Here is a 20,277-nt window from a genome sequence, read left to right as displayed (position 1 = left end):
TTGTGCTCGACGAGTTTTAGGACCTTTTGGTCCTTTTCCATAGGGAACGAATTTGCAACATGTTGTAATACTATTCTTTCTCTGTGAATCGAATAGCAGACATTTGTTGTCCGCTATCATTTCAGTTGGCCGCGCTTCACGTTCTCGCTGAGCCTGCCGCACGGTTGGGTTTGCGCTGCTAGCTTGAGAGTTCCCACAACTGTGACCATGCTGCCGTTTTGGGTCTGCTCCCCCGCTGCCTGACCTGGTCGCTTTGTCCAATCCGTTAATTGTAAGCGTTTGCTCCGGTTTTCCGGAAATGAGCAGCGGTTATTGGTTTGACTTAACGAATACATCATCCGAAAGAGGGGATTGTTGGTGAAAAAGATGAAATGGAGAAAGACGGCAAGCCTGATCCTGTCGGCAGCCATATGCTTCAGCCTGTGGCAAGGCCCGGCAACGGGGAACGCCGCGCAAGCCGCCTCCACCACCGCCGGCTCAGCCGTGCAGTTGGCCTTGTATGTGGACCCGGCAGCGGGCAGCGACGCCAATCCGGGTACGGAGGCGGCGCCCTTCCGCACTCTGGAGCAGGCCCAAGCCGCCGTGCGCCAGGCCAAAGGCCAGCAAATGACGGGGGATATCCTCGTTTATCTGCGGGGCGGCGAATACTCGCTGGCCAGCCCGCTCCAGTTCACCCCTGCGGACTCGGGCAGCGGCGGCTACTCCGTAGTGTACAAGGCTTACCCCGGCGAACAGCCGGTGATCAGCGGCGGCAAGCAGATTGACGGCTGGGAGCTGCATGACGCAGCCAGGAATATTTACAAGGCTTCGGCAGGGGAGCATTTGAACACCCGGCAGCTGTATGTGAACGGCCAAAGAGCCATCCGCGCCCGCAGCGAGGAGGGGCTGCCCGATGCCGTCCACGTGGCGGAGGGGATTACCACTACCATGACGGAGCTTGCCAACTGGGGCAATCCGGGGGACCTGGAGCTGGTGTTCAAGCAAGCCTGGACCAATCCCCGGGGCGGAGTAGAGTCCATCACGGTAGACGATGGAGTGGCCACCCTGACCATGGAGCAGCCCGGCTGGTACTATTTGAACAATAAAGGCACCACCAATGTAACTGTTCCATGGTACTACGAGAACGCGTACGAATTGCTGGACCAGGAACGGGAATGGTATCTGGATCGCTCCACCGATACCTTCTATTACAAGCCGGGACCCGGCGAGGATATGCAGTCGGCGGAGTTCACCGTGCCCCTGACGGAGCAGCTGGCGGTATTTGAGGGGGAAAGTCAGGATAATCCGGTTTCCCATATCCGCTTTGAAGGAGTATCCTTCCAATACTCCACCTGGCTTGCCCCCAGCACCAGCCAGGGGCTGCCCGATGCCCAATCCAATATTCTGCGGATGAAGGACCCGGCAACCGGCATATCTGCGGAGCTGCTGACCCCTGCCGCTGTGGAAATCCGGACGGGCAGGAACATTACCTTCGAGCGCTGCTCCTTCTCCCGGCTGGGGAGTGCAGCGGTGAACATCACCGGGGCAAGCAGCGACAATCTGCTCCGTGGCAATGTGTTCACGGATATTTCCGGCAGCGGCGTTCAGGTGGGGGAGGTGAACACCTGGCAGTCCGACAACTACAATCCCGTTGATCCCGGGAAGGTCCTGCGGAACAATGATGTGGTGAACAATTATTTTAACGCAATGGGGGCGGATTACCGTTCTTCCGTGGCGGTGTTTGCCGCTTATCCCCAGGATATGGATGTATCCCATAATGAGATCGCCAACATGCCCTATTCGGGCATTACCATCGGCTGGGGATGGAGTACCATTCAAACGGCAAGCTGGAACAACCGCATCGAAAACAACTATATCCACCACGTGATGCTTGAGCTTGTTGACGGGGGAGCCATCTATACCCTGGGCGCTTCCAAAGATACGGTAATCAGCGGCAATTATATCCGGGAGCAGCTCCATAATTACGGCTCCATCTATCTGGATGAGGGCAGCACCAATATTACCGCCCGGGATAATGTGATGGCCAATGTTCAAATTCCAGTGCATGTGAACACCAATGCCAACTATCTGACAGTCAGCCGGACCTATGCGGATAATTTCAAAAAGGTGAATGCCGGCCTGGCACAGGCGGTGGTGGAGGATATTCTCTATTATCCCGACGAGGCATGGCCTGCGGAGGCTCTTGCCATCATTGAGCAAGCGGGCATTGAGGCGCCTTACCGGGATATTATCCCGCAGATTCCCGACCCGGTAATGCCGGAAGAGCCTCCGTATGTTCCCGAACCAACTCCCTTGCCGGTCAGCTTCACGGACAAAGCGGGGTTAATCCAAAAGATTTCCAAAGCGGGTACCCCCCGCAACAACTGGGGCGGCTGGGTTGGCATGCAGGTCACTGTGGGCAGCGAGCCGCTGACTGTTACCGCTTTGGGCCGGGTGCGGCTGGGTGAAAGCCAAGGGGTACACCGCATGAGAATTGTGGATGCCGCCACCAAAGCGGATATTCTTGACGATTACCCCCGGCTGGATATGCGCCAGGCGGCGGGCAACGGAGACTTCCGCTACGTGCAGCTTCCGGCGCCCGTTACCCTGGAAGCGGGGAAAGCCTATTACATTCTGAGCGAGGAGAAGAGCGGGGAGGATCTGTGGTATGACAGCAATCTGCGGGTAACTGCCTCTGCCGCCGCAACGGTGGACATCGGGATCTGGTTATCGGGCACCTTCAAAACCGGCGATGTGGCAGGCAACAGCTTTGCAGGCGTGGATTTTCTCTATGAAAAAGCGGGCTCAACCCCTGCGCCTGTGACTCTGCCGCAGCCGCAAATCCCTGAGCCCGAACCGGACCCGGAGCCGCTGCCTGTGGATCTGGACGACACGCTGCCTGCCATCACCGCTGTACAGCCGGGAACCCTGCGCCATGACTGGAGTGGTTGGGCAGGGATGAAAATGACAGCGGGGCCCAATCCCGTTTCTGTCACCGCCCTGGGCCGTCTTGCAGCGCCGGGAAACAGCGAAACCCACAAGCTCCGGCTGGTGGATGCGGCAAGCGGGGGGATTCTGGCCGAGGCCGAGGTCGATATGGCAGGGAGTATGCCGGGAGCATTCGTCTATGCTCAGCTGTATGAGCCGGTGAACCTGCTGCCGGGACGGATTTATTATCTTCTTAGCCTGGAGGAGAAGGGCGGAGACGCCTGGCATGACGGCGATACAACAGCTCAAGCGGCTCCGGCCCTGGCTATTAACGGCGGGGTCAGCTATTCCAATGACAGGGCACCGCGCGTCAGCACTTATCTGGACAACTATCTGGCCGGGAACATGTACGCCGGGGTTGACTTCCGCTACTCCTCCGGCGAAACACCCGTTGCCAATCTGCTGAACAATGGCGGCTTCGAATACAGTGCGGCCGGATGGACTCCCTTCAACTCCACGGTAAGCAGAGTGACGGCCAATACGTACAACCAAAGCGCCGGGTCGGCCAAGGTGTCGGTGACCGCCAATTACGGCTCCGCCACCCAGCTTGTCGCGTTGGAGAAAAACAAGGTCTACGACGTATCGGTTTGGGTGCGTCTGGAGTCGGGCCAGGATGTGGCCCAGATCATTCTCGACCATGGCGCAGGCACGCCCCGCTATACCTACATTGCCGCCGGTACTGCAGTGGATACCACCTGGCGGCAATTGAAGGGCTCCTTCAAATACAGCGGAACCAATGATGCCGGTAACGCCACCGTCCAGCTGCGCATCGGCGGCGGGACAGCCAAGCTGACCTACTACTTCGATGAGTTCACCATCCGGGAGAGCGCCCAGCAAATTCTAAACGGCGGCTTCGAGCAGAATACAAGCGGCTGGGCCGTCAATAATGCTGCGTTGACAAGGGTGACGGATGTTACCTATGGGCAAAGCGCAGGCGCCGCCAAGGTAGTTATGACCAATCCTTACGGCGCTGCTACCCAGGAGGTGGTTTTGAAGAAAGGAGTCTCCTATGACATCTCTGTCTGGGTAAAGCTGGCCTCCGGGACCGATGTGGCCCAGATCATTCTGGACCATGGTTCAGGCACGCCCCGCTACTCTTATCTGGCGGTGGGAACGGCGGTGACGGATGGGGAATGGCGGCAGCTGAAGACCTCCTTCACCTATACGGGCACCAATGATACGGGCAAGGGCAAGATTCAGCTCCGCATCGGCAACGGAACGGTGAAAACCACCTATTATTTTGACCAGTTCAGTATAGTGGCACCGGCGCTTGAGCAGCTGACGCTGGAGGCTGAGGAGAAATGGATAGCGGCAGGCGAAGCGCTGCCCTTTGCGCTGACAGGCGTGCTTGGAGGAGCGGCGGCGGATCTGTCGGGGCTTGAGGTTCATTTTCTGAACAGCCAGGAGGGGGTTGTGCAGGCGGTTTATGAAGGTACGGTGAACGGAGCGGTATACGGGAGATTTGTTGGCGCAGGGGACGGAAGCGCCCGGGTTTCCGCAAAAGTGGTATTTAACGGGCAGCCGGCATACTCCAACAAGGTTGTCCTGCAGGTGGACGGTACGCCTCCCGTATCCGGATTGTCTCTGGCCGGAGAGGAAACCGGCGGCATTTACGCCCCCGGAGTGACCATGGAGCTGGCGGCAGACGACGCAGGCTCCGGCGTCCGGGAGACCCTGTACAGCACAGACGGAGGGAGCAGTTGGACGGTGTACGGGCAGCCGGTGGTCTTGACGGAGGAAGGGGATTATGTCATCGGCTATTACAGCGTGGACCGGACAGGCAACCGGGAGGCGGTGCGGCAGGCCGCGTTCCACATCCGCTCCTCCGGTTCGGAGCCGGGGCCAAACCCGAATCCAGATCCAGATCCGAATCCTAATCCGAATCCGGGGCCGAATCCCAATCCGAACCCAGATCCAGATCCAGATCCGAACCCGGGGCCGAATCCCAACCCCAATCCGAATCCAGACCCAAACCCAGATCCGAACCCGAGGCCGAATCCCAACCCCAATCCGGACCCGGAGGGGAACAATCCCTCGGACGGTGACTACCCGGTTGTCTCTACGGGTGCGGGGAGCAATTTTTCCCTTCCCCAGGGAGTGGAGCGGCTGGCTGAGGGGGTGTACCGCCTTCCCGCCAGTCGCCAGTCGGCTCCCGACCCGAGCGGCGGGAGCGTGGAAGCCGTGAGGGTGGAGAAGGGGATTCTGGAGCAGCTTGCTGCCGGAGCCTCCGGCAAGGAGGCCCTGCGCCAATTGGTGATTCCGCTGGGAGTGCCTGCCGACAGACTGCAGGCTGAGGTTCCGGCAGCGGCTCTGGCAGCCCTTGACGGGAAGCTGACCCTCTCCTTCCAGGGGGAAGGCTACTCCTATGAATTGCCGCTGCAGGCGCTGTCTCTGAAGCGGGCTGCCGCAGCGGGTGGGGCTTCCGCCGGTGAAGCTGTCATCCGGCTGGAGCTGGCGCGGCTGGCGGATCTGCCGTTGTCCCCGGCTGCGGAGGAGCAGCTTCTCCGGGTGCAGGGCAAGCTGGTGAGCCCGTGGCTGGATTACCGGCTGCAGGTGGAAGCAGGAGATTACCGCCAGGAGGTGGCGGATTTCGGCGGAGTCTACACAACGAGGAGTCTGATCCTGAACGGAGCAGGCGGCGGACTGGAGCCGGAGCGGCTGGCCGCTGTGGCGCTGGACGATGACGGCGAGCTGCTTCGTTTCGTGCCGGCCCAATTCAGGCGGCAGGACGGAGCGGTGCTTGCCGAGCTGAGCCGGGCAGGCAACGGCAGGTATGCCGTGGTGGAAACCGGGCTGCCGGTATTTGCTGATTTGGCCGGCCATTGGGCGGAGCAGGACATCCGTATGCTGGCCGCCCGGCTGCTGGCCGCCCGGCTGCTGGTGGACGGGGTGTCGGCGGAGCGGTTCGAGCCGGACGGCACGCTGACCCGCGCCCAGTTTGCCGCCCTGCTGGCCCGGGGGCTGTCTCTCCTGCCTGCGGGTCAGGAGGAGGGGGCTTCCTTCCGCGATGTTCCCGCGGAAGCCTGGTTTGCCCAGCCGGTGGCGCAGGCAGTCCGCGCCGGTCTCATTGAGGGCGGCGCGGACGGGGCCTTCCGCCCGCTTGAGCCTGTCACCCGCCAGGAGATGGCGGTGATGCTGCAGCGGGCAGCCCGCTATGCGGGGCTGCCGGAAGGAGGGTCGCCGACGGGGACAGCGGCGGCGACCGATCTTGGCCAAGGGGCGGACTGGGCGCTTCCGGCGCTGCAGTATGCCCTTGGGCAGGGTTTCTTCGCCGGAGACGACGCCGGGCGAGTCCGACCCCAGGCCAATGCCGCCAGAGCGGAGGCGGCGGTGGCGCTGAAGCGCCTGCTGCAAGCGGCTAATTTCATAAGCCCGTAATGCGCTAATCCGGCTGTCCGGGCAATATCAGTAACGGGCAAGGCTGTGGAGTGAAGCATCTCCATGGCCTTGCCCGCTTACTTCCAGAGCAAATCAGGCTTTTTCACGATATTGTCTTAGATGGAGATGATGTCTGGCCGGAGAAAAAGATCCAGGATACATTGATTTCATAGTCGTGGCCAGCGTCTGCCAATGTTTATAATGCAAAAGCGCAGTTATTTATGGTCGCGAGCCTTCTTTTTTGCTCCTATAATGCAAAAGTGCACTTATTTTCGTTTAAAACCGCCAAAAAGCTAAAATTCGCGTGAAATAGATGCACTTTTTGCATGATGACCCTCCGTTCCAGCAGTTGACTCATGAATTAATTGCACTTTTGCATTATGGACACACCTATCCGCTAATCGGCTAATTTGCTGACATAATTCCTCAGAACGTTCTGAAGGAAAGCCAGGATCGTTGGCGGCATCAGCGAACCGGGGAGTGGTTGTCACCCAAAAGGATACTCGTTTTCCGCGATAGCTGAGTAGTTACTGGCCACACACGAAATGGACGTTAAACAGCTTGCCGCTCGGTTGGAACGGCGGTCGTAATAAGAAACGCACCCGTCTTGGGAATGCGTTTCTTATTATTTCAGATGGGGTGCTGCCTTAATCCGACTGTTTGCCGGTTAGCTGGCCGGCCCGCAGGCTGGAGGGGCTGACGCCGTACCGCTCCTTGAAAAACCGGGAGAAATGGCTAATGTCGCAAAAGCCCAGGGTCCGGGCAATTTCGGTAACGGGCAGGGCTGTGGAGTGAAGCATCTCCATGGCCTTGTCCGCTTTTGTATTCAGGATGTAGCGGTGGAGCGGGGTTGCCGTATGCCGGACAAACAGCCGGTTCAGGTAGTTGGGATGAAAGCTGAAGCGGGCGGCCACGGATTGGTTGGTCAGCGGCTTGTCCAGATTGGCGTGAATATAGTCCATAATCTCATCCGCCAGCTCCCGGTGTCTGGGTCCGGCTTCTCCCTGGTGGGCCAGGAGCCTGTATAGGGAAGCCAGCAGGGAGAGCAGCATCCCGTTCAGGGCAGGACCGCTGAATAGCTTCTGCAGCCTGTATTCCTCTGCCATCTGGAGGAAGGGGCGCTCCATTTGGAAGCAGGCGGGCAAATAAAAGGGCCGGTTAAACAGCGGCGCATCCGTCAGCTCCACCTTTTCGGTAATGCGGTCCGCCTGGAATTGGGGGAGAAAGGGCGCCGGGGGCATAAACCGCTTTGTCCGGTGGGACTGGGTAAAGTCAAAATGGATGTTCATCACGGTCAGCGGATTCTCCGCGTTCCTGTGGATGGCATACCGGATGTCGGGCCCCCAATAGAACAAATCCCCTTTTTGGCAGATATAGACTCTGTCCTCAATGTGAATTTCACCGGCGCCGCCGCAAATATAGGTTAAGCGGTGGTCATAGAGCTTTTTGGGTTGTCCCGAGATTGCAGGGTCCAGGGTAATATGCTGGACGTAGCGGACATGGGGCGCAATATCGCTGAAGGCTAAGGTGAGCGTTGGCGCAGCGGGCATGGCGGGTCCCCCTTTATTGGAATGATGCGGACAGGCCTTTTGATGCTGGCTATGAGAAAGTTTATTTTATACAAACTTAAGCTTACTATACCTAAATACAACCGGCGTTTCCAGTCCTATAATCGAGATTGTAAAGCATACATTCTACAAATGGGGTGGAAAAATGAACAACATTGCGCATACGGATTATTTGCGTTTGCTGGAGCCATGGGTAAAACCGTTTCGGGAATATTGCTATTCTCCTGCGGCCCGGCAAGATCTGCTTTGTTATGGGACGGGATATAACGGCTGGGGGATGCAGACCCATCAGAAGGCCTTTGCCGCCTTGGCGGTATTGGCCGCGGACTCCCGGACGGACAGCAGCCGGACGGGCATGACCCGGGAGGATATGCTGGACACGGCTTTGCGGATGCTCCGGTTTACGCTGGAAAGCCATTTGGAAGGAAGCTACCGGTGTGAGGACGGCACCTCCTGGGGGCATACCTGGATCAGCGTGCTGGGTGCGGAGCGGATGATGCACGGTGTGGAGGCCATTGAGGAGCATCTGACCGCGGCCGACCGGGAGCTGCTGCGCAAGGTGCTGGTGTCCGAAAGCAACTGGCTGATGGACCATTATGAAGTGGTGGGTCATCCCTTGAACGAATCCAGGCAGAACAAGCCGGAATCCAATCTGTGGAACGGCAGCATGCTGCACCGTACCGCGGCTCTGTATCCGGATACCCCCCGGGCGGAGGAATACAAGGAAAAGGGGACGCGTTTTCTGGTCAACTCCATTTCGGTGGCCTCCGATGCTTTGTCTTCCGCGGTGCTGGACGGCAGACCGGTGTCGGAATGGTTTGTGGGGGATAATTTTTTTGAGGAGTCATATGCTCTAAACCACCACGGGTATCTGAATGTGGGCTATATGGTGATCTGCCTGTCCAATGCGGCCATGCTGCACTTCAGCTTCAAGCGCTTGGGAGTTGCGCCGCCTGAGGCGTTGTACCACCATGTGAAGGAGCTGTGGGACACGGTGAAGCCCATGCTGTTCCCGGACGGGCGGCTGATCCGCATCGGTGGGGATACCCGGGTCAGGTATTGCTATTGCCAGGACTACCTGCTTCCCTCCCTTATGCTGGCGGCGGATTTGTTCGGGGATGAAGACTGTCCGGCGCTGGAGGCGGGCTGGCTTCGCCAGGTGGAAACTGAGATGGCCGCCAACGGAGACGGCACCTATTTGTCTGCGCGGTGCGCCGATCTGAAGCGGGCCTCTCCTCTGTATTACACCCGGCTGGAATCCGACCGGGCGGTGACGCTTTCTTACGGGGCCTACTGGCGGAGGCTGTTTGCCGGTCTGTCTGCGACCGGGCCGAAGGAGGGGTACAAACCTGCCGTCCCTTACGCCTGGGAGGATGCGTATCATGGCGCGTGTCTGGTGAAGGGGAAAAGGCGGATTGCCTCCTGGGCCTGGCGGGCCGCCGAGGGACCCCAGGGGCTGTGCCTGCCTGCGGACGGCAGCGATCTGGCGGAGTGGCGCTACAATCTGGCGGGGAGAATCCAGGGAACCGGCGCGTTCAATTCTTATCAGACGGAGTCCCATGGCCACCGCAGCTTCCACGGCGGGTTCGTAACCTGGGGAAAAGCGCTGGCCTGCTCCGAGGAGCTTCTGGCCGAGCAGCAAAGCCGGGATGTGCTGGCGGTGTCGCAGACGGCTTTTGCCGCGCTGCCGGATGACTGCACAGTGGTGGGGCTGCAATATGCCAAAACCGTTCACCGCAGCTATATTACCTCTGTCCGGGGGCTGCTGCTCCACGTGCCCAACGATGTGTTCAACGGCAGCCGCAGGACCTACCGGTACGGGGAGACGGAAGCGGTGCTGGAGGGAGCGGGCGGCGCAGAGCAGCAGATGGGCAGAAATCTGCAGGACGGTAGGGATCAGCAGATTGACACGGGATCACGCTGGCTGAATGTGGACGGGAAGCTGGGAGTGGTCCAGGCTTACGGCTCCGCTCCGCTGATCCTGCACCGTCCCGGCAGGAGACAGATCGGCATCAAGCACCGGCATCAATCCGATACCCTGGGCATGCTGTATGCCGATGAAATTTGCAGCTCGTTCCAGGATGAAATGCGGGATGTGCCGCCGGATACGGTGCTGGTGGACACAGGCTTCGCCGTGCTGGCCGGCTGCGGTCCCCAAGAGACCCGGGAGCTTGCCGAAGGCGGCGGCTGCAAGGCAGTTGCCATTACAGCGGGAGCGCCAGTAACAGCGGCAACGACATCAGTTGGGGGAGCGGCAGCCGCAACGGAGAACGCTCTCAGAGCGGTGACGGTGCAGGGGGCGGACGGGCAGCGCTATCTGCTGGCGGCCAATTTCGGCGGCGGGCAGGCGGCAGCGGCGGTGACCCTTGGGGGTGCAGCGGCGGGGCTGCGCGACTTGGCCACCCTGGAGGAGATTGGTCCTTTCGGCGGAGAATTTACTCTGCAGCTTGCCCCGGGGGAGGCGCGCCTGTATGTTGTGAAAGGACCGGGGTAAGAATCCCCCCAAGGAAATAAAAGGGGCGTTATCTGCACCTCATTGTATTGTAAATATTTTGTATTTTAGAAAAAAGATGATTATTCAAGAAAAATAAATTGTGCAGCCATCCGCTCTCTTTTGTGATATGATTTTCCTTGAAGCGCGTAGCTCTGTTGAGAAGCGTGCAGGTGTCTCATATAACTGGACGCAAAGCATGCGTCGACTGTTCTCCCTGAGGGGGAGGGTCGGCGTTTTTTTGCGTTCAAGCGCGCTGCTGCGCATGTTCAGGTTGAGGAATGACATGGTATACTATAAACAGGCAAGGGAGCGGATGGAGTGACCAGGCAGCGGGTAAGGCTGAACCCCAAGAATGACTTCTTGTTTCAGCGACTGTTCGGGGAAAAGGAGTCCAAGGAGAGCACGATCTCCTTGTTGAATGCGATTCTGGGGCTCAACGACGAGGAGTGGATTAAGGATCTGGTTTTGCTGGAGAACAAGCAGCTGACCAAAGAGCAGCTGCAGGACAAGGCCGGTCGGCTGGACGTAAGGGCAGGGCTGTGACGGGAGAAAGCCAGTATGATCTGGAGATTCAATTGCGCAATGAGTTCAACATGCCGCAGCGGACGTTGTTTTATGCGGGCAAGATGATTGTGGAGTCGGTGAAGCAGGGTGGAGACTACCTGGACATGCCGAAGATCATCACGATAAATATCGTGAACTATAACCAGTTTGAAGTGGAGAGGTTTCACACGACGTTTCATCTGTATGAGGATGGAGAGCGGGAGCTGCTGCTCACAGATGTGATGGAAATCCATTTTTTGGAGTGTCCTAAATTCCGGAAAGGCAAGAAGGATATGAGCAGCGCGCTGCATCGATGGATGCTGTTTCTGGATGACAAGATCACGGAAGATCAACTAAAGGAGCTGGTGGAGATGGACGAGGTGATTCGCCGGACGGAGGAGCGGTTGGAGTGGCTGAGCGCGGATGAAGAGACGCGGCGGCTGTACGAGGCGCGGGAGGATGCGCTGATCAATTACAACAGCGGAATGAAGGCGAGCTGGAGGCAGGGCAAAGAAGAAGGCAAAGAAGAGGGCAAGGAGGAAATTGCCCGCAATATGCTTCGCAAGGGTATGGAGCACGAGCTGATTGCCGAGGTCACAGGACTGCCGTTGCAGGAGGTGCGAAAGCTTCATAAGCTGCTGGACAAGCGGTAAGCGCTGAGCAAGGCTATTGAGCTAAGGCGGAATCGTCACACGCAGGGATGGCAGTGAGTATTCGACGCACACACGGCTCTGTGAGAGGCCCATTTATCTGCGTGAGCCTACCCGATTTGGCGGAGAAAATTGTTTATGGCGGGACGCCTGCCGGTTTTGCAATTGGCCGGAAGTCCGGGAATGACCGGCCTGCTGGCCGCGGTGGAGCCGCTTGTATGGGGCCGCAGTCTGCGGTGGCTGATAAACCGGGGGAGGCTCGACGGAGGTTGGAGGGCGGATTATTAATCTTGCCGGTGTAACAGTTTTTTTCACGGATCACCCTTGACACGTTGCGTAATGTTGCCTATAATAATCCTCAATATTAAGAAAATTGCTGCAACGGCTATGATGAGGACGAAGTGATAAGGGCTCTTATGAACCAGAGAGCAGCGGGTTAGCTGAGACCAATGCCTTAATCCCTTATTAACGAGCTCACCTCGGAGCTGTTTTCCTGAAAAGCATATGCGGACGCAACACCGGATATGGCTAGTAGGGGGAACCGGGAGGACACACGTTACTGTGTCGGAGTATCAGGACCGTTGCATGCGCGGTGCTCGTACTTGTCAAGGCAGTCATTCGTGAGGATGGCCGCAAACCATGGGTGGTACCACGGAAGCTAACCCCTTTCGTCCCTCGTACGCTTCTTTAGCGTCGGGACGGAAGGGGTTTTTTAGGTTTTCTGGTGAAGCAGCTTATATTATGCTTGCTCCATACATTGAGGGGAGGATCACTATGAGTATCGAAAATCCGGCAAAGGTGCTGAATGGGGAACTAAGAGAAAGGCTGCTGGCGCCCGATGTGATTTCCGGCTCGGAAATATTGCTTCGCTGCCTCTTGCTGGAGGGCGTGGAATGTGTCTTCGGCTATCCCGGTGGAGCGGTCCTATATATTTATGACGCCATGCACGGCAATCCCGACTTTAAGCATCTCTTAACCCGCCATGAGCAAGGCGCCATCCACGCGGCGGACGGCTACGCCCGCACCACCGGCCAGGTGGGCGTCTGCATCGCCACCTCCGGCCCGGGAGCCACCAACCTGGTGACCGGCATCGCCACCGCCTTTATGGATTCGGTGCCGCTGGTGGTGATCACCGGCAACGTGGCAACGCCCTTGATTGGCACCGACGCCTTCCAGGAGGCGGATATTACCGGCATTACCATGCCGATTACCAAGCATAACTATCTGGTGCGCAATGTAGAGGATTTGCCGCGGGTGATCCACGAGGCCTTCCATATCGCCAACACCGGACGCAAGGGTCCCGTGCTCATTGATATCCCGAAGGACATCTCGTCCCATACGACGGTATTCAAGCCTGCCATTGACGATAAAATCAGCATCCGCGGCTATAACCCTACCACGGACCCCAACAAGAAGCAGGTAGAAAAAATCCTGGCGGCCATCCAAAAGGCCGAACGCCCCGTCATTCTGGCCGGAGGCGGCGTCGTGTATGCGGGCGCCTCCCAGGAGCTGGTCGAATTTGTGGATAAAACCCGGATTCCTGTCACCACTACTCTGCTTGGCCTGGGCGGCTTCCCCAGCGCACATGAGCTGTGGATGGGCATGCCCGGCATGCACGGCACCTATACCGCCAACATGGCCATCCAGAACGCGGATCTGCTGATCTCCATCGGCGCCCGCTTCGACGACCGGGTAACCTCCAAGCTGGCGGGCTTCGCTCCCAAGGCCAAGATTGCCCACATTGATGTGGACCCGGCGGAAATCGGCAAAAACGTGCCTACGGACATCCCCTGTGTCGGCGATGTGAAATATGTGCTGGCCTACGCCAACACCAAGGCCAAACGGGCCAACTCGGAGGCCTGGATTGCGGAGATCGCCGAAAGCAAACGAAACTTCCCGCTTCGCTACAACGATTCGGACAAAGAGCTGAAGCCCCAATGGGTTATCGAAATGCTGCATGAAACCACCAACGGTGAGGCCATTGTCACCACCGACGTAGGCCAGCATCAAATGTGGGTGGCCCAATATTACAAGTTCAATCATCCCCGGGCATTGGTCACCTCCGGCGGCCTGGGCACCATGGGCTTCGGCTTCCCGTCGGCCATCGGCGCCCAGATGGGCAATCCGGACCGGCTGGTTATCTCGATCAACGGCGACGGCGGCATGCAGATGTGCTCCCAGGAGCTGGCCGTTTGCGCCCTGAATAAGATTCCGGTGAAGATTGTGGTCATCAACAACCAGGTGTTGGGCATGGTTCGGCAGTGGCAGGAGATCATCTACGAGAATCGTTACAGCCATATCGATTTGGAGGGCAGCCCCGATTTTGTGAAGCTGGCGGAAGCTTATGGGGTGAAGGGGCTGCGGGCCCGGAACAAGGAGGAAGCCCGGGCGGTCTGGCAGGAAGCGCTGGATACCGATGGTCCCGTTCTGGTGGAATTTGTGGTCCGCAAGCACGAAAATGTATATCCCATGGTTACGGTTGGAAGCACGATAGATGAGATGCTGATGGGGGATGAAGTGAATGAAGCCGACGAAGCACACTATATCAGTTCTTGTGAATGACCAGCCCGGGGTCCTGCAGCGGGTAGCCGGCCTCTTCGGCCGGCGGGGCTTTAATATTGAAAGCATCACGGTGGGGGAATCCGAGGAGAAGGGCCTCTCCCGGATGGTTATCGTAACCACTGGCGACGATAAGACTATGGAGCAGGTGGAAAAGCAGCTCTACAAGATCATTGACGTCATCAAGGTGGTGGATCTGAGCGCCAACCCCATGGTGGCCCGGGAGCTGGCCCTGATCAAGGTCCATGCCGAGCCGTCCGCGCGTCCCGAGATTGTCAGCATTGTGGAAACCTTCCGGGCCTCGGTGGTGGACATCGGCCCCAGCAGCATGATCGTTCAGGTGGTGGGCGATTCCGAAAAAATCGATGCCATGGTAGAGGTGCTGCGGCCGTACCGGATCAAGGAGCTGTCCCGGACGGGAGCCACCGCCATGGTGCGGGGCGCAGTCAAGTAAGGTGATGGTTGCCGGGGCTGATTGTACTCTACCTTTGCTGACGTCCTGCACCGGTCGATTCTAGCGGAACTCAGCGGCTCTTAATCGCCGAAATTCCGCTGGCATGGGTTGTAGCGGAACTGTGCGACTCTTACAGAGGGAATTTGGCGGGTAGGCAGCGAAAACCAGGGGATAAAGGCGCTTTAGTTCCGTAACGGTTGAAACTGAGTCGGATTTCCCGTTTAAGCGCTCCTCAGTTCCGCCCAACGTCTGATTTTAGCAGCATAAACGGTAAATTTTAATTTTCCCACTTTAATGCTTTACATGATTGGAGTTATAATAGGGGTTAATCAGCCTGGTCTCCTCCCCAAGGAGGCCGGAGGCGGGCCCCGCCAAGCAAGAACAAGCTTCCCATCCGGGAGCGGACGCCCGAGAAGACGGCAACCGGCAGACATCCGGCAACCTGCGCCGGCGAAACATCCGTCAAGCTGCAGGCGGCCCCCAGGGTCAGCCCGGAGACACCGCCTTCTGCGGCGTCCGCTTCGGAGGGACTTGAACTATTGACGCCCATCAGGCGTACATCCAAGGAGGAAATATTGCAATGGCCAAGATTTTCTATGAAAAAGACGCAGATCTGAGTGTGCTTCAAGGAAAAACAATCGCAATCATCGGCTATGGCAGCCAAGGCCACGCACAAGCCCAAAACCTGCGTGACAGCGGCCTGTCCGTGATCATCGGCCTCCGCCCCGGCAAGTCCTGGGAAACCGCCAAGAACGACGGCTTCGAAGTGCTGGAAGTAGCCGACGCAGCCGCCAGAGCGGATGTCATCCAAATCCTTCTGCCCGACGAAACCCAAGCCAAGGTGTACAAGGATGAAATCGAGCCCAACCTGAAGAAGGGCGCCACCATCATGTTCTCCCACGGCTTCAACGTTCACTTCGGCCAAATCGTGCCTTCCGCCGACAAGGACGTGCTGCTGGTTGCTCCTAAATCCCCGGGCCACATGGTTCGCCGCACGTATGTGGAAGGCTTCGGCGTTCCGGGTCTGGTTGCCGTCCATCAGGATGCTACCGGTCTGGCTACCCAAATCGGCCTGGCTTATGCCAAGGGCATCGGCTGCACCCGCGCCGGCGTGTTCGAAACCTCCTTCCGTGAAGAAACCGAAACCGACCTCTTCGGCGAACAAGCCGTACTGTGCGGCGGTACCTCCGCTCTGATCAAGGCCGGTTTTGAAACCCTGGTGGAAGCAGGCTATGCTCCGGAAATGGCCTACTTCGAGTGTCTCCACGAGTTGAAGCTCATCGTGGACCTGATCTACGAAGGCGGTCTGGCGGCTATGCGCCACTCCATCTCCAACACGGCGGAATACGGCGACTATGTTACCGGCCCCCGCATTGTAACCGACGAAACCAAGAAGGAAATGAAGCGTGTGCTGTCCGATATCCAGCAAGGCAAGTTTGCCCGGGATTTCATCCTGGAGAACCAGTCCAACCGCGCCTTCCTTACCGCTACCCGCCGCGCCGAGTCCGAGCATCTGCTGGAGGTTACCGGCCGCCAGCTGCGCGAAATGATGCACTGGATCAAGAAGTAAGCTCTTGCCGGCAGTCTGCCGGACATGCGGCCTGTGCGTGATGCGCAGGCCGTTTTTCCCCGATAGGGGGCATATTTCCTGGAGGTGATGATCATGCGGAAAATTTATATTTTTGACACCACACTCCGGGATGGCGAGCAGTCGCCGGGCGTGAACCTGAACAGGTCGGAGAAGGTGGAGATTGCCCTCCAACTGGAGCGGCTGAGGGTAGACCGGATCGAAGCGGGTTTCCCCGCCGCCTCTCCCGGCGACTCCGCGGCGGTGCGGGCGGTGGCCGGCGCTGTGAAGGGCTCCACCATCATCGGGCTGTCCCGTTCCCGGGTTCAGGATATCGATGCGGCTTGGGAGGCGCTGAAGGGTGCCCAGGACCCCTGCCTCCATCTGTTCCTGGCCTCCTCTCCCATTCACCGGAAATATAAGCTGAAGATGGAGAAGCATCAGGTGCTGGAAACCGCCGAGGCGGCCATCCGGTATGCGCGGAAATATTTCGGCAAGGTGGAGTTCTCCCCGGAGGACGCCGGACGGACGGAGCTGGACTTCCTCTGCGAGGTGACAGCCATGGCCATCCGGGCGGGAGCCACGGTGGTCAATATTCCCGATACGGTGGGCTACCTGTATCCGGCGGAGTTCGGCAACATTTTCAAAACCCTGAAGGAAAACGTGCCGGGCATTGAGAACATCCAGCTGTCCGCCCACTGCCATGACGATCTGGGGATGGCCACGGCCAATGCGCTGGCGGCCATTCTGAACGGGGCCGACCAGATTGAGGGCACCGTCAACGGCATCGGCGAGCGTGCAGGCAATACGGCGATTGAAGAAGTGGCTATGGCGCTCCACACCCGCCAGGACTTTTTCCAGGCCAAGACCGGCCTGCAGCTGGATGAAATCGCCCGCACCAGCCGCTTGGTGAGCAAGCTTACCGGCATGGTGGTTCCCGGCAACAAAGCCATTGTGGGAGCCAACGCTTTTGCCCATGAATCGGGCATCCATCAGGACGGCATGCTGAAGGAGAAAACCACCTACGAGATCATTTCACCGGAGACCATCGGCCTGAAGGAAAGCAAGCTGGTGCTGGGCAAACACTCCGGCCGCCATGCTTTCCGGGAGAAGCTCATCGATCTGGGCTATGATTTGGCGGAGGATGCGCTTAATGCCGCTTTTGCCAAGTTTAAGGATCTGGCGGACAAAAAGAAGGAAGTGGGCGACGAGGATATCCGCGCCCTTCTGGACGAGAAGCTGGTTTCCATCCCCGAGGCCTTCACTCTGGAAACCATGCAGGTTTCCTACGGCAACCAGTCGGTGCCTACGGCTACGGTGCGCATCCGCACTTTGGATGGAGAGCTGTTTGACGAGGTGGCCATCGGCAACGGCTCGGTAGATGCCATCTACAAGGCCATCGACAAGGTGACCAAGGAAGAGGTGGAACTGGGCGACTACTCCATCAAGTCCGTTTCCCACGGCAAGGACGCCCTGGGCGAGGTTCATGTGGTGCTGCGCCAGAACGGCATTGCCGTCTCCGGCCGCGGCATCAGCACCGATATTCTGGAGGCCAGCGCCAAGGCGTATGTTCATGCCGTGAACCGGCTTTTGGATAAACGCTCCAGCCAGACCGCAGCCCGGAACAATGTTACGCTGATTTAGGATTATAATGGAAGAAGCGCCTGGAGCCCTCTTTGGGAGCCCGGGCGTTTTTGGCTTTCAGGTAGGCAAGGCTAGGAAGATAGGGTAAGATAGGCATAGAGATGGAAGGGGTTCCGTCATACCCCCGGGAGGCGCCTTGCGATTGAAGAGAAAAAAATGGTTTTACCGATTGCTCTTATCGTATTTTCCGGTTTTTTTCACCCTTGTATCGGTGTTGATTGTGCTCACCTTTTTGCTGATCAGCCAGTTGTCCCACCGCGAGACTGTCAACGCTAACAGCGCGTATGTGAATCATGTGATTCAATTGATCGATCATACTATGAAGGAAATCGACAGCATGCTGGTTCAAGAGATCGAGTCCGCTACTTTATTGAAGCAATTTTTCGCCTCGACCCAGGATGAACAGCAGCCGTATACCATATATGAGATTTCCAAGAAGGTTAACCAACTGTCCAACTACAACAATTACATTGATTCCGTCTATCTCTACCGGACGGCGGATTCCACGGTGCTGAGCGGCAATATGCTGCTGCCGGTGAGCAACTTTGGCGACAGGGCCTTTATTGAGCAAATGAAGCAGGTCCCGGAGTTATACCAGCTTTCCAAGGTGCGCCGTTACCAGGAGCTGCCCGGCCAGGATACGGGAACGCCGGAGGTGGTGTCCATTACCCGGAAGTTCCCGCTGTTGACCGGGGGCGAGGGTCTGGTTGTGGTGAATATCAGCCTGCACAATCTGGAGCGGATGCTGGTGGAGCTGTCCAATTCCAGCATCAGCTATCTGGAGGTTCGGGACGGGGGCGGCTCGCTGATGCTGAGCTCCAACCCCAACGGCTCGCTTCCGGGCTCCATTCTGACGGAAATCACTTCCCCATATACCGGCTGGACTTACCGGAGCGGGGTTCACGATATTAAGATTTTTCAATTTTTCTCGGTGTTCTCCTATATCTGGGCAGCTATCGGCGTGGGCGTGGTGCTGGCCGGTTCGGCCTGGATCACCTTTATCACCAAGCGCAATTACCGCCCCATTGAATCGCTGATCAACCGGGTGGAGGAATATGCGGCCAAGAAGAACGAGGCGTCGGGCAAAAAGGGTGAGGATGAATTCCGCTTCATCGAACGGGCCATTGACAGGCTGATTGAGGAATCGGATACGTTCCGCAAAATGCATGAGGAGGACTCCCAATTCCGCCGGCGGCACTTTTTTCTGGAGCTGCTGGAGGGCTACCGGGCCATCGGGCGGGAGGAATGGGAGCAGGAGCTGCGCCGCTTCGGCATGAAGATACCTGGAGAAGGCGAATCCATGGCATTGGCCCTGTACGAAATCGATAGATACGCCGAGGTCACCGGGAAATATACCTACCGGGACTTTTCTCTGCTGAAATTTGTGCTTATCAGTGTCATCCGCGAGGTGGCAGAGAAGGAAGCGCTGCCCATGGAGGTCTGGACGGAATGGACCGACCAGCACCGCGTGGCGGCTTTATACCGGATTGAGGGTTCGCCGGAGGCCTGCGAGCTGCTGGTGGCCGGTTTAGCGGAGCAGGTCAGGGCGTGGGTGGAGCATAATCTAGAGTTTACGGTAACGGCCGGGATTGGGGCGGCTACGGGGGAGTTGGCTGGGCTGCCCCCCGGCTACCGGACGGCATCCAAGGCGCTGTCCTTCAAGCCTGCCCTGGGACTGAACCGGATTATCCGACAGCGGGACCAGTCGTCTGACGACAGCGGCGGCGGTTTGCCCTATGACAGCAAGGAGCTGCGCAGCTTTGCCCATGCTTTCCGTGCCGGAGAACCCGACTGGCGGCCGCTGTTTTCGGATATTTTTGAGGAGCAGCGTAGCAAAAGCTTTACCCGCGATGAGCATATCCGCCTCCTGGAGGCGATTATCGGGCAGCTGCGGCGGGAGCTCTCCGAATTTCCCGAGGAAATCCAGAATGACTGGCGGGAGGAGACGGAGCCGCAGCTTCACGGGATCAAGGAGCAGTTCGATCTGGCGGAAGATACGGAGGTACGCTTCCGGGGGATTCTGGAGGCATTCCAACTGCGGCTGAAGGCTTTCCGGGAGAGCCGGAGCCACCTTGCCCTGATGAAGGAAGTCAAAGCATACATTGAAATGGAATATGCCAACCCGGATCTGTCGCTGACACATCTGTGCGACCAGTTCGGGCTTAACGGCAAATATCTGAGCCGTCTCTTCAAGGAAGCCTTCGGCGAAAAACTGGTGGATTTTATGGTACGCGTCCGGATTGAGGAGAGCAAAAAGCTGCTGACGGGAACGTCGCTTTCGCTGCAGCAGATCGCCAATGCGGTAGGATACATCCACGATATTTCATACATCCGCGCTTTCAAAAAAATCGAAGGGGTCACCCCCGGCGATTTCCGCAAAAGCCATGCCGGATAGGGTGACAGGCCCTAATTTGGCTGGCTATGGCAGGGCCTATGCGCGGCAGGCCATCGTC

12 protein-coding genes are annotated in these 20,277 nt (G+C 58.1%); 10 read left to right on the top strand and 2 right to left on the bottom strand.

All coding sequences use genetic code 11. From position 1 onward, the window contains the following. Positions 1 to 366: 366 nt before the first annotated feature. Positions 367 to 6,345: a carbohydrate binding domain-containing protein gene (locus DQG13_RS06895; RefSeq protein WP_258525500.1), complete on the top strand. Its 5,979-nt coding sequence runs from the start codon at positions 367 to 369 to the stop codon at positions 6,343 to 6,345. A 647-nt stretch (positions 6,346 to 6,992) separates the two neighbouring features. Here DQG13_RS06895 and DQG13_RS06890 read toward each other — a convergent pair. Beyond that, positions 6,993 to 7,895, bottom strand: a complete 903-nt coding sequence (locus DQG13_RS06890; protein WP_113019009.1) for a helix-turn-helix transcriptional regulator — start codon at positions 7,893 to 7,895, stop codon at positions 6,993 to 6,995. Positions 7,896 to 8,058: 163 nt separating this feature from the next. Here DQG13_RS06890 and DQG13_RS06885 point away from each other — a divergent pair, with 163 nt between their 5' ends. The 6 genes from DQG13_RS06885 (at position 8,059) to ilvN (ending at position 14,613) form a co-directional block, all read left to right on the top strand. After that, complete coding sequence (locus tag DQG13_RS06885; RefSeq protein WP_113019008.1) at positions 8,059 to 10,407, top strand: hypothetical protein; 2,349 nt, start codon at positions 8,059 to 8,061, stop codon at positions 10,405 to 10,407. A gap of 318 nt (positions 10,408 to 10,725) precedes the next feature. Beyond that, positions 10,726 to 10,950 carry a PD-(D/E)XK nuclease family transposase gene (locus DQG13_RS06880; protein ID WP_113019007.1) on the top strand — a complete coding sequence of 75 codons (225 nt, stop codon included), beginning with the start codon at positions 10,726 to 10,728 and terminating at the stop codon, positions 10,948 to 10,950. Continuing rightward, the gene (locus DQG13_RS06875; RefSeq protein ID WP_113019006.1) at positions 10,947 to 11,603 is read left to right on the top strand and encodes an Rpn family recombination-promoting nuclease/putative transposase; all 657 of its coding nucleotides are present in this window, start codon (positions 10,947 to 10,949) and stop codon (positions 11,601 to 11,603) included. Before DQG13_RS06880 ends, DQG13_RS06875 begins: the two co-directional genes overlap by 4 nt. 135 nt (positions 11,604 to 11,738) lie before the next feature. Then, positions 11,739 to 11,888 carry a hypothetical protein gene (locus DQG13_RS30685; protein WP_181592626.1) on the top strand — a complete coding sequence of 50 codons (150 nt, stop codon included), beginning with the start codon at positions 11,739 to 11,741 and terminating at the stop codon, positions 11,886 to 11,888. A gap of 486 nt (positions 11,889 to 12,374) precedes the next feature. Next, entirely contained in the window at positions 12,375 to 14,162 is a 1,788-nt protein-coding gene (gene ilvB, locus DQG13_RS06870; RefSeq protein WP_113019005.1) for a biosynthetic-type acetolactate synthase large subunit, read from the top strand. Next, positions 14,122 to 14,613 carry an acetolactate synthase small subunit gene (gene ilvN, locus DQG13_RS06865; protein WP_113019004.1) on the top strand — a complete coding sequence of 164 codons (492 nt, stop codon included), beginning with the start codon at positions 14,122 to 14,124 and terminating at the stop codon, positions 14,611 to 14,613. Before ilvB ends, ilvN begins: the two co-directional genes overlap by 41 nt. A 325-nt stretch (positions 14,614 to 14,938) precedes the next feature. Here ilvN and DQG13_RS06860 read toward each other — a convergent pair whose 3' ends face one another. Continuing rightward, positions 14,939 to 15,163: a hypothetical protein gene (locus tag DQG13_RS06860; protein ID WP_113019003.1), complete on the bottom strand. Its 225-nt coding sequence runs from the start codon at positions 15,161 to 15,163 to the stop codon at positions 14,939 to 14,941. A gap of 30 nt (positions 15,164 to 15,193) precedes the next feature. Here DQG13_RS06860 and ilvC point away from each other — a divergent pair, with 30 nt between their 5' ends. The 3 genes from ilvC (at position 15,194) to DQG13_RS06845 (ending at position 20,219) form a co-directional block, all read left to right on the top strand. Beyond that, on the top strand, positions 15,194 to 16,183 hold the full coding sequence (ilvC, locus tag DQG13_RS06855; RefSeq protein ID WP_113019002.1) for a ketol-acid reductoisomerase: 990 nt from the start codon (positions 15,194 to 15,196) through the stop codon (positions 16,181 to 16,183). A gap of 93 nt (positions 16,184 to 16,276) precedes the next feature. Further along, positions 16,277 to 17,824 (top strand): 2-isopropylmalate synthase, encoded by a 1,548-nt coding sequence (locus tag DQG13_RS06850; protein ID WP_113019001.1) that lies wholly within the window; start codon positions 16,277 to 16,279, stop codon positions 17,822 to 17,824. Between the two features lie 142 nt (positions 17,825 to 17,966). Then, positions 17,967 to 20,219, top strand: coding sequence for a helix-turn-helix domain-containing protein (locus DQG13_RS06845; protein ID WP_113019000.1), 2,253 nt, complete (start codon positions 17,967 to 17,969; stop codon positions 20,217 to 20,219). The last annotated feature ends 58 nt before the right edge of the window (positions 20,220 to 20,277 follow it).

It is taken from the genome of Paenibacillus sp. YN15 (assembly GCF_003285005.1).
Taxonomy (GTDB): domain Bacteria; phylum Bacillota; class Bacilli; order Paenibacillales; family NBRC-103111; genus Paenibacillus_AR.
This window is presented reverse-complemented; position numbering and strand designations above follow the sequence as displayed.